Raw genomic sequence first — 10,235 nt, 5'->3', positions numbered from 1 at the left:
CGACGCCGATTATCTCAAAACATACCAGATGCCGCTGCTCGCCGGCCGAAGCTTCTCCGACCGGGACTCAGTCCGGGAATTTGTGGTCAATGAAGAATTCATGAAAAAGCTGGGGATTCGTGATGCACAGCAAATGATCGGCCGGGCAATGGAAGATGGTACCTCTGGCTACAAAGGCGAGATTGTGGGTGTGGTCAAAAGCTTTCACCTGCGATCGTTGCATGATGCCACCGAGCCTTGCGCTATTTACGCCCAGCCTGAACAATACCGTGAAGTGGCTATCCGCCTCAACCTCTCTTCTCTCACCAACTCCATCTCGCATATCCGGAAAGCCTGGCAAACGCATTATCCCGGCGAGGTTTTCAACTGGGAGTTTACAGAGGAGAAAATAGCCTCCTTTTACGCCAGGGAAGAACAACTAACCAACCTGATCCGGCTTTTTGCGTGGGTTGCAATTGTTATCTGCTGCCTGGGATTGTACGGAATGATCTCCTTTATGGTTACTGAAAAAACGAAGGAAATAGGGATAAGAAAAGTGCTCGGAGCCAGCGCTGACAGCATTTTAGCCCTTTTTGGAAAAGAGCTTTTGATCCTGACCGGAATCGCGTTTCTACTATCTGTTCCCGTAGCCTGGACGCTCATGAGCCGGTGGCTGAATCACTTCGCCTACCGCATTGACCTGCATTGGTGGCTCATAGCGGCAGGCAGTCTGCTGATTGTACCCATTATCATCCTGACGATCGGATTGAAGGTAATGCAGGCGGCCACAATGAACCCGGTCAATAGCCTCGCCAGCGATTGAAAGTACCATTTTCAGCTGTCAGGTAAAATCCGCTTCTGGCATAACTCCATGAAATCTGCTGCGGTCAAGTGCCACACATACTAGCTGCCTGCCGTATTGGCCAATAAACACCTGACCTTCACAACATGATCTTCAATTACCTTAAAATTGCATTGCGCAGCCTGCGCGGCGGCGGCTGGTATTCGGTACTTAATATCGGCGGATTGTCTGTGGTACTTGCCGTCAGCCTGCTGCTGTTCTGGTGGGTAAAAGACGAGCTTACTTTTGACCGGTTTCATCCAAAATCTGATCGTACCTACCTCATTAATGCGCACTTCGGTAAAGGGCCTGATGAAAATACATTTGCCTCGACGCCTTCCCCCGTCGCAATAGCAGCCGCAAACATCCCCGATATAGAGGTGGCAACACGCACTGCGGCATTCCCGGGTAGTATTTTCCGGACAGGTAACCAGATCTTTACCGAAAAAAGCGGGATTGTCTTTGCAGATACCAACTTCCTCCAAGTGTTTGAAGGTTTTAAAGTTATCGCCGGAAATCCTGAAAAGCCATTTACAGCCCCAAATGCCATCGTGGTCTCGGAAAAATTAGCCAAAAAATATTTCGGAAGCATTGATGTTATCGGGAAGACCATTGAAAATGTTGATACCAAAACAACACTCGTCATCAGTGCTGTGCTGGCAAATGCACCTGACAACTCTTCACTCAGAAACGACATTTATGTGAACATGGCTGTCCGCAAGATCATTGATCCTGAGCGGGGCGGACAAAAATTGATGGATGAAAACTGGGACGATTTCGGGGTTGAAACTTACGTTGTAACAAAGCCTGGGGCAGCTACTAAAATTCTAAATCAACAACTTACGGCAGCTCACGCAAGTTCTGTAAAGGAAAAGATTCAATCTGATTACCGGCTTCAATTATTCGCCGACACCCACCTGCACCCTGTTGAAGGCGGAGATTCACCTGAACAACAAGTCCATATATTGGGCATTGTAGCTGTGCTCCTACTTAGTATCGGCTGCATTAACTACGTCAATCTGACTACCGCGCGTGCGACAAGGCGGCATAAGGAAATTGGTGTCCGCAAAGTAGTAGGCGCCGGTTCCAGGCAACTTGCAGGACAATTACTCATCGAGTCGCTGCTGACATTGAGCATTTCGCTAGTTGTCGCAGTTGGGTTGGTACAGGCGCTTTTGCCATTTTATTCCAACATAACCGGAAAGTCAGGTCGCTTTTCACTTGCTGATCCGGCTGCCTGGCAGGTGCTTGCCGGCATTTTGTTCTTCTGCTTTTTAATGGCGGCCATTTATCCTGCCGTTCTCATCTCGCGCTTTAATCCCGTCGCTGCATTGCGGGGCAGCAACAGGCAAACCAGTGCCGCAGGACTGCGTAAGTCGCTCGTTGTGTTGCAGTTTACATTAGCGACGGTTTTGCTCGTGGGCACAATTGTGATTGGAAATCAGCTCCGGTTTATCCGTGAGCGCGACGCTGGTTTCAACCGTGAACACGTTTTTACATTCGAAGGAAAAGGATTTACGCAGCAGTTCAAGCAGGCACTGGCGGGAGAGGCGAGCGTTTTGGCGGTAAGTACCTCAACAGACACCCCGGTCAATGTGCAGACAGGTACCGCTTCCTGCGACTGGGACGGAAAGTCAAAAGACCGCACCCTGGTTCTCGCTCAGATCGGAGTTGACAAAGATTTCATTCCCGGATTTAAGATCAAGCTGCTTGCAGGCGAAAATTTCTTTGGTACCAGATCGGATTCTGCACATTACATTTTAAATGAAACCGCGGTAAAACAAACTGGTCTGAAAGATCCCGTTGGAAAGCGTTTCAAAGGTGATGGTGGCGAAGGTATTATCATCGGAATTGTTAAAGACTTTAATATGATGTCCGTGCGCGAACCGATGTGGCCGCTCGTGCTGTATAGTACTCCGCAGTCGAATCACATTGTCAATGTACATACCACTGGCAAACTTGCGCCCGCTGCATTGGCCGCTGCTGAGAAGCTATGGAAGCGTTACCAGCCTGAGTATCCATTTGAATATACTTTTCTGGATTCGGCTTACGATCAGCTTTATAAGTCGGAGCAGCAGACGGGACAGCTTTTTAACTTTTTTGCGGGCATTGCAATCCTCGTTTCCTGCCTCGGCTTGCTTGGCCTGGCTTCTTTCGTCACGGAGCAGCGCACCAAAGAAGTCGGTATCCGAAAAGTGCTTGGCGCAACAGTCGCACATATTACCACCTTACTTTCTACTGATTTCGTAAAATTGGTCTTCATTGCGATCCTGATTGCAACACCCGTTTCGTGGTACCTGATGGATCAATGGTTAGAAGGTTTCGCATTCCAGGTGGAGCTGAGCTGGTGGACTTTTGCCCTCGCAGGCGCTCTTTCACTTTTCACTGCCTTGCTTACGGTAAGCTATCAGGCAGTAAAAGCAGCTTTAATGAACCCAACCCGCGCCATGAAGTCACAATAAGCTCAAAATCATCCCTGACACCAACTTGAACCGAACTTGACTCGCATTTGAACGGGGTTTTGCGCGTTTGAAGCACATTTTTGCCCAAAATCAAACAAGCAAAAATGCTATGAAAAAACTCGTTCAATTCCTGTTTCTCCTCCTCGCAATTCAAAGTTTTGGTCAAAAAAAGAATTCCTCTTCAACACTCAAAAAGACTGACTTTACCATTCCGCTCACTGCTGAAAAATGGCAGTTCCAGGCCGATAAAGTTACCTTCGAGGAGCATCACGGAATAAAGGCCATGAAGCTGGCGCCTAACTCGGGACAGGTAATTTTGAAGGATGTTGTGTTCAAAGATGGCACGATTGAGTTTGATATTGATCCGTCTGCGGCAGAGTTTGCGGAGTCGGTTTATTTCCATCAAAAAGACCAGAAAGAACAGGAGATTGTGTATCTGCGAATGTCGCGCGTCGGCAACAAGCTGGCCAACCAGGGCATTCAGTACTCGCCCTATTTTGACGGGATCAATATGTGGGATATGTATCCCGAATTTCAGGCGCCCGCGATGGCAAAAGCGGGTGAATGGAACCACGTAAAACTGGTTATTTCAGGCAAAAGACTGCACGTCTTTCTGAACAATGCAATGCGGCCCGCACTGGATATCCCCGAGCTTCAAGGTAGCGCGACGGAGGGGAGCATCGCTTTTGAAGGCGCTTCTCATATCGCCAATGTACAGGTAAAGCCCAATGAAACCGAAGGTCTGAGTCCGCTGGCACTGACGGATATGACCAGCTTTGACGGGCTTTATCTCAGGAAATGGGCATCCACTGCGCCTTTTGATCTTCCAGTCGGAACCGAGCTCGCTTTTCAGAATCAACCCAAACCAGAGCTGTTCACGGACTCCATTGCGGCTGAACGCGCCGGTCTTGTAAACCTCACGCGCAGGCACGGCGGCAATAAAAGCCGGAAAGCAATCTGGTTGAAAACAAAAATCACTGCGAAAGACGCGGTCAAGGCAGGTCTGCAGTTGGGTTTCAGTGATGAAGTGTGGGTGTTTTTAAACAATCAGATCATTTTTGCCGATAAGAACCTTTTTCAGCAAAACATGAAACGCTACCCCGACGGGCGGATTTCGGTACAGAATGCGACTGTGAAGCTAAACCTCAACCAGGGCGAAAACGACCTGCTTATCGGTGTAGCTAACGATTTCTACGGCTGGGGTATCATGGCGCGGCTGGAATACAGCGAATCCATTTCTGAAACCAACAATATAGAAGGCATTATAAGTCTCGCCAAAAAGATTGCCAACTTCGATCCTGAACCTTATACCGGAACTTACAGCAATCCCGAAGTGCAATTCAAACTCACATTTGCAAAAAAGGACAAAGTACTTACAGTCCAAACAAACGGCCGGCAGCCCACCGAGTTACGTACAACCGGCAAACACACCTTCGCCTACCCCGGAACCGCGATCCTGTTCGAATTTTCGCCAGCTGACAAAAAAGTTATCTTCCGCGAAGGCAGCGACAGCCGCGTGTTTGTAAAGGAATGATGCGGGAAGTTGTGGATCCCAATTTTAAATTTATATTTGTAACTAATATTTAGTTACAACTTACACACACCTATGAGTAAAACAGAAAAGCTGCTAGCGCGCTTTTTCAACAAACCAAAGGACCTTACGTGGAAGGAACTTGTATTAGTTCTGGAGTTCTATGGATATCGCGAACTGCCTACCGGAGCAACCGGCGGATCGAGACGAAAGTTTGCGGATCCGGCTAAACATATTATTAGCCTCCACAAACCACATCCAGGGCAAATAGTTAAGTTTTACGTGATAGAACAAGTAATCGGGATTCTGAAAGAAAATGGAAAAGTCAAAAATGATTAACTCACTGTTCTGCGACGGGTACACTGCAAGTATTTATTACAGTCCCGCAGATGAAGTATTTTTTGGAAAACTGATTGGTGTAAATGACCTTGTTACTTTTGAAGGCACTTCGGTTGAAGCCTTAAAACAAGGTATGCAAGAAGCTGTCGACGATTACATTGAAACATGCAGGTTGCTGGGAAAGTCTCCCGAGAAGTCTTACAAAGGTGTTTTCAATGTGCGCGTTTCATCAGATCTGCACAAAAAAATAGCCCTGCTTGCCTCACAGTACAATGTCACGCTGAATGATTTTGTAAAATCGGTTTTACAGTATGCATCCTCGCATCAGGAGATTGGCGCGGAGGTTTTTGGCGAAAGGTAGCCCCTCTATTTAACCGTATTCTCCAAAACAATCACCGAAGGCCCGGTATCGAGCCACTTCTTGCCGAGACCCGTTTTGTCTCCCATTGGCAGAAAGTAAACAAATGAACCCAGAACCAGATCTATATCGCCGTCCCCGTCCAGGTCGCCTGCATCCATTACGGACCAGCGGCCCTCGGGCGACTGCGGGAAGGAAGAATCCTTAAATACCAGCTTTCCCTTATTTTCAAGATAAACGAAGCTTTCCTGCGGGTATCGCGCATAATCCGGGAAGAACGAGATCGCGGCAATGTCCAGGTCTCCATCAAGGTCATAATCCCGCGCTATCGCTTTGTAGGCACCGTTGAGGTGGTAAAAGTAGCTTTGCTTAAAGCCTAGTTTGCCGTCGTTCAGGAACAGGTACACGCCGTGGTAGCTTTTCAGGATAGGCGTTTTGTCGGCATTGTCGCCGCAGACGTACATGATATCATCAAAACCATCTTTATTAAAATCAGCCACCTCCATGTACTGCGAGCCATTGAGGGGCGAAAACGTTAGCAGGCGCTTTTCCTTAAAGTTGCCGCTACCTTGGTTTTCATAAAGGAAAATCCCTTCATCTGCCTGCGCCATTAACACGAAAATATCTGGGCGGCCGTCGCCATTTGCATCCTTAATAATCGCATGTATCGCGCCGGGCCGCTCGTTTAGAATGTGCCTTTCGTAACCACCCCTGCCATTATTTGCATACCACGCAAGCTGACCCGTTTCGTTGCCGAATTCACAAACAACGATATCCTCGTGCGTATCCCCATTCAAATCTCCAAATGCTGAATGTACCGGCCGGCGCAGGTTTGAAATGGGAATATCACCCGTTGCAAAGCTTTGCTGCTGTCCATTCTTTACCCATCGCTGAATAGAACCATTTGCTGCGTCTGTCGGGAAAATGTTGCTTCCTGCCGCTGTGAGATACAAACCCTGCGGCGTTTCATGATAGTGCACAGGTGCGACAGGCAGTTCAGCAGTGTATCTTTCCGCGAGATCTTTGTCCAGGAAAGTCAACTTTTTACGCCTGCCTTTCGCATCGCTGAATACCAGTCCCTGCTGATCAGGCAGGATTTTCACCATGGTTGTCAATGCAGGGCGATGTGAAAACGCCGGCTTCCGGTACCTGAAATGCCGCAGACCCATTTTGAGTGGATTTTTGCGAACAGGTACCGCGACCGTATCCGGCGCATTTTCAAGGAAGTAAGCTTCAATTTTGCGCCAGTCTTCTTTTGCCAGAACGGGACTTTCAGGAAAGATACCCGCACTCCGCACGAGCGATCCGCCGGTTTTTGGATCAAATAAACTGTCTGGTCTGCTGCCTCCCGTATAGATTCCCATTCTTTGACCCATTGCAGGCAGCACCTTCCGCCAGCTCGACTTGGGTAACATTTCGGGAGCAACCAGCAAATGACACCGGCTGCAATGCACGATCGCAAGTTCCCGGCCCGAGCTACTGGAAACAGCAGGTTCCTGAACCCCGACCGGCTCACTCTGCTTTTTAGATTTACAGGAAAAAAGAAGCGAAAGGAGAATGCAGAAAAGAAGAGTGTGTTTCATCAATAGCTGATATGCATAGAAAAGTACATTGGTATTAATCAAAATATATCAACTCCTCCACCTCAATTTCAGACTAATGCACAACGCAAACATTCGTGCAAATTCGTGCATTCGTGGCAAAAAACCTACCGCCGCGCCTCCTCCACCAACCGCTCCATCGCAAGCCCGACCGCATCAGAATATACTCGCTCCTGATTTGCATTATAAGCTTCCAGTTCACGCAAAATCACCGGCAGGTAAATAAATTTCCGATCCTGTACATAATGCTGCATAAGCCGCTCAGCATCGGCTTTCTTGCCCAAATTTCTCGCGATTACTACCTCTCCCGCCCGCACGAAATGCTCGCTTAAACATGCCTTCCAGGTTGTATAACCCTGATCGGCCATATTGCTTTTAACCGGTATGAACAACTTTTCAGTAGCTGTGATGAGCTTGCCCGGCAACATGTCGATAATGGGGTTTACAAACGAATGCGCGAACTCGTGGGTACTCAGCTCCACCAGGTGTTTCTCATCATCAAAACCCATATTCAGATGCAGATCATCTTCAAATTTCGGCGCAGCAAATGAGCCAAATATATTGAATGCATGCGACCTACCTGCCGAGGTATACCCCACGCCGAAGCCCATTCCCGCAGGAATAGTCAGACTGGGTACGAGGTTATAGCTCCCGAAATGCCCCTGGTAAAACTTTTCCATTGCAGGAATAAACAAGCTGTCAGGCAACCCGCTCCGTACTTGTGCGAGCGCATTCTCGTATTTCAACCGGTTTTTGGTCAGATAAGAATCAAAGTCCACTTCTTTATAAAGCTCGTTCATTGCTTCAATGAATGCAGCTGCATTTTTCCAGGCTTCCGCCGGGTCTCCTTTTGAGGAAAATCTTTTATAGTACCTGAAATCAATATGCTTGCCCAGCTTCGCATTTGGGAAATCGTCCAGCTGAACCAGCAGATTGAGAAAGTAATCCAGCCAGATGTCCTGAGCGAAACTGATTGCCACAGCCAAATGCGGACTTTTTTCGTGCGACTTGTACTGCCGGTATAGATCCAGTCCGTATGCATACCGGAGCCGCCGCTTGTCTGAATAATCGTTGCTGATTTGCGCATGTGCACCTTCGTAGCCCAGAAAATAGACAAAGCCGAGGAGCTCTGCATTCTTGTTGATTTTGACCTGAATCTGTTTGTTCTGAGCCGCTGCAAACGGAGCCCGCAAAAGGATGAGCAGAAATAGAAGTTGCCTGTACATTGGATGAATCGCTGGTGAGTAATGCAGGCAAAACAAGCCAATGCAGCAAACCCATGCGCTTTGAAACAGAAGTCGGGACGTCCGGGATCACGATTCCGGACTTATTTGTTGACGAGCAGGTACTCCGACGGCGCCTTTCCGGTATGCTGCCGGAACACCTGGTTGAAGGTAGATTTAGAGCTAAAACCAGCTTCCAGGGCGAGCGCAAGCAACGTTTTATGCTGTTCCCCCGGGTCGGCGAGTTTCCGGATTACTTCTTCAACCCGAAACGCATTGACGTAGTGGTTGAAGTTGGAATTATGATGTGTGTTGATGAGATAAGATAGATACCTCGGTGGCAAATGCAGCTTTGCGGCCACTTCTTCCAGTGTGAGCTTTGACTGCGTGTACAATGCATCCGCACGAAAAACAGCTTCAAGCCGGCCCAGCTCCCGCGCGTCGTCATAATGTGCAAACGTCGACTTTTCAGGTGACTTTGGTTTTGATAAAACCGGTAGCTGGTAGAAGTGCGGATTGACATAACCTGCATAACCCAATGCAAAGAGACAGCCGGTAAGCAAAATCTCGATCGTTGAAAACACACGCAGGTTCAACCCCACTCCCGCAATCCAGAGTAAGGTTAACGTTGTTAGAAAAGCAAACAGACCGTAGATTCCGATAACCTGTGATCTGCTAATATGCCGCCCGCTTTCCTTCCATTCACGTTGAAACCGGAACAATTTAAGGCCATAGAATGAGAGCACAGCAAACATCCCGACAATGGGCAGTAGCTCGGTCATAAAGAACCAGGCCGGATTTTCAAGCAATGAAGGAACACGCTGATCAACTTGCCGCCAGTAAAGCCGCCAGCAGGTTTGTCCCAGCACTTCAAGCGTCGATGGTGCGAAAAGTAACCATGACCACCTGGGCGCCCGGTATGTAGGTTCGGTAGTGTATTGCACAAAAAACCAGAGCGAGACGGGCAGCACCAGGTAACTCTGCAAATTCCAGAATGGAAAACTGTCGGGCCGGCTATGGTAATGCACCTGCATTCCCCAGGCATTGAGTATTTCCAATGCGAGGATGTACAGTATCAAACCCAAGAACAGGTTTGCCCGCTGCCGCGTGATACCTCGAACTATCAGCGACAGACTCAGTACAATTCCTTGTCCGAATGCTAGTAAATAGACGATAGACTTCCAATTTTCCATTCTGTTTTTACATTCTGGTACCTGTCCCCCGCGCTGTTATTTTTTCGATAATGGTACCTGTGTGCTTGTTTTCAGGTACGCGATCAGCTCGGTCACTTCCTTGTCGCTCAGGTTGTCCAGTAATCCCGGCGGCATCATGGAAGCCTCATTTACTTCCCTCGTTTGAATATCTGCCTTGTTTACCACTACCGCATCCTGCCCCACCACGCGCAGGGTAAGCTGGCGATCGGTTTCCTTGGCCACATTCCCTACGTAAGTACGACCGTCGCGCATGGTTACCACTACCATTTTGTAATCATCCTGGATCTCGCCGCTCGGATCGAGAATGTTGCCGAGCAGGTAATCGAGGTTCGCCCGGTTGGAACCGGTCAGCTCGGGACCAATCGCGCCGCCTTTGCCGTACATTTTGTGACAAGGCGCACAGGTACGCTGAAACACGAGCCGGCCTTCTGTTTTGCTGGCCGCAGAAACAGATTTATCGGTCAGCAGGCCTTTGTACTTTTTATAAGCTTTCTCGTCAAATGCAACGTGATCAATCGGCCCCCATACTTCCACAAATCCGCTGCCGACTACCCTGCGGAGCTGCCGCGCTACATAAGTCGGAACATCTTTTTTCGGGATTGATTTGTTGGAGATTGCCTGGGTAAGCAGCCAGCCCGACTTGGGTCTGGAAGCAAGTGTTTGTATCGCCTCCGACTTTTCTACGGC

General features: G+C 48.6%; 9 protein-coding genes. 5 read left to right on the top strand and 4 right to left on the bottom strand.

What is annotated here, in order from left to right; all coding sequences use genetic code 11:
* The 5 genes from ACTIE6_RS08705 to ACTIE6_RS08685 form a co-directional block, all read left to right on the top strand.
* Positions 1 to 802 (top strand): ABC transporter permease (locus ACTIE6_RS08705; protein ID WP_439556268.1); only part of this gene is annotated, 802 nt, incomplete at its 5' end.
* A 125-nt stretch (positions 803 to 927) separates the two neighbouring features.
* On the top strand, positions 928 to 3,282 hold the full coding sequence (locus ACTIE6_RS08700) for an FtsX-like permease family protein (protein ID WP_439556267.1): 2,355 nt from the start codon (positions 928 to 930) through the stop codon (positions 3,280 to 3,282).
* Positions 3,283 to 3,391: 109 nt separating this feature from the next.
* Positions 3,392 to 4,816 carry a family 16 glycoside hydrolase gene (locus tag ACTIE6_RS08695; protein ID WP_439556266.1) on the top strand — a complete coding sequence of 475 codons (1,425 nt, stop codon included), beginning with the start codon at positions 3,392 to 3,394 and terminating at the stop codon, positions 4,814 to 4,816.
* 72 nt (positions 4,817 to 4,888) lie between these two features.
* Positions 4,889 to 5,152 carry a type II toxin-antitoxin system HicA family toxin gene (locus ACTIE6_RS08690; protein ID WP_439556265.1) on the top strand — a complete coding sequence of 88 codons (264 nt, stop codon included), beginning with the start codon at positions 4,889 to 4,891 and terminating at the stop codon, positions 5,150 to 5,152.
* Complete coding sequence (locus ACTIE6_RS08685) at positions 5,145 to 5,513, top strand: type II toxin-antitoxin system HicB family antitoxin (protein ID WP_439556264.1); 369 nt, start codon at positions 5,145 to 5,147, stop codon at positions 5,511 to 5,513. Before ACTIE6_RS08690 ends, ACTIE6_RS08685 begins: the two co-directional genes overlap by 8 nt.
* A gap of 5 nt (positions 5,514 to 5,518) precedes the next feature.
* Here the strand turns inward: ACTIE6_RS08685 and ACTIE6_RS08680 are convergent, their stop codons facing one another.
* From ACTIE6_RS08680 to ACTIE6_RS08665, 4 genes are all read right to left on the bottom strand, one after another.
* Positions 5,519 to 7,093 carry an FG-GAP-like repeat-containing protein gene (locus ACTIE6_RS08680; protein WP_439556263.1) on the bottom strand — a complete coding sequence of 525 codons (1,575 nt, stop codon included), beginning with the start codon at positions 7,091 to 7,093 and terminating at the stop codon, positions 5,519 to 5,521.
* Positions 7,094 to 7,218: 125 nt separating this feature from the next.
* On the bottom strand, positions 7,219 to 8,337 hold the full coding sequence (locus ACTIE6_RS08675) for a DUF4932 domain-containing protein (protein WP_439556262.1): 1,119 nt from the start codon (positions 8,335 to 8,337) through the stop codon (positions 7,219 to 7,221).
* Between the two features lie 101 nt (positions 8,338 to 8,438).
* Positions 8,439 to 9,527 (bottom strand): helix-turn-helix domain-containing protein, encoded by a 1,089-nt coding sequence (locus ACTIE6_RS08670; protein WP_439556261.1) that lies wholly within the window; start codon positions 9,525 to 9,527, stop codon positions 8,439 to 8,441.
* Between the two features lie 36 nt (positions 9,528 to 9,563).
* Positions 9,564 to 10,235 (bottom strand): c-type cytochrome (locus tag ACTIE6_RS08665; RefSeq protein WP_439556260.1); only part of this gene is annotated, 672 nt, incomplete at its 5' end.

It is taken from the genome of Dyadobacter sp., assembly GCF_051859145.1.
GTDB lineage: Bacteria > Bacteroidota > Bacteroidia > Cytophagales > Spirosomataceae > Dyadobacter.
Note: the sequence above shows the minus strand (reverse complement) of the source record. Positions and strands in the feature narration are given on the sequence as shown.

Coding starts and splice junctions, on each gene's coding strand:
- ACTIE6_RS08700 (WP_439556267.1), top strand. CDS start 928: ATGATCTTCAATTACCTTAAAATTGCATTGCGCAGCCTGCGCGGCGGC.
- ACTIE6_RS08695 (WP_439556266.1), top strand. CDS start 3,392: ATGAAAAAACTCGTTCAATTCCTGTTTCTCCTCCTCGCAATTCAAAGT.
- ACTIE6_RS08690 (WP_439556265.1), top strand. CDS start 4,889: ATGAGTAAAACAGAAAAGCTGCTAGCGCGCTTTTTCAACAAACCAAAG.
- ACTIE6_RS08685 (WP_439556264.1), top strand. CDS start 5,145: ATGATTAACTCACTGTTCTGCGACGGGTACACTGCAAGTATTTATTAC.
- ACTIE6_RS08680 (WP_439556263.1), bottom strand. CDS start 7,093: ATGAAACACACTCTTCTTTTCTGCATTCTCCTTTCGCTTCTTTTTTCC.
- ACTIE6_RS08675 (WP_439556262.1), bottom strand. CDS start 8,337: ATGTACAGGCAACTTCTATTTCTGCTCATCCTTTTGCGGGCTCCGTTT.
- ACTIE6_RS08670 (WP_439556261.1), bottom strand. CDS start 9,527: ATGGAAAATTGGAAGTCTATCGTCTATTTACTAGCATTCGGACAAGGA.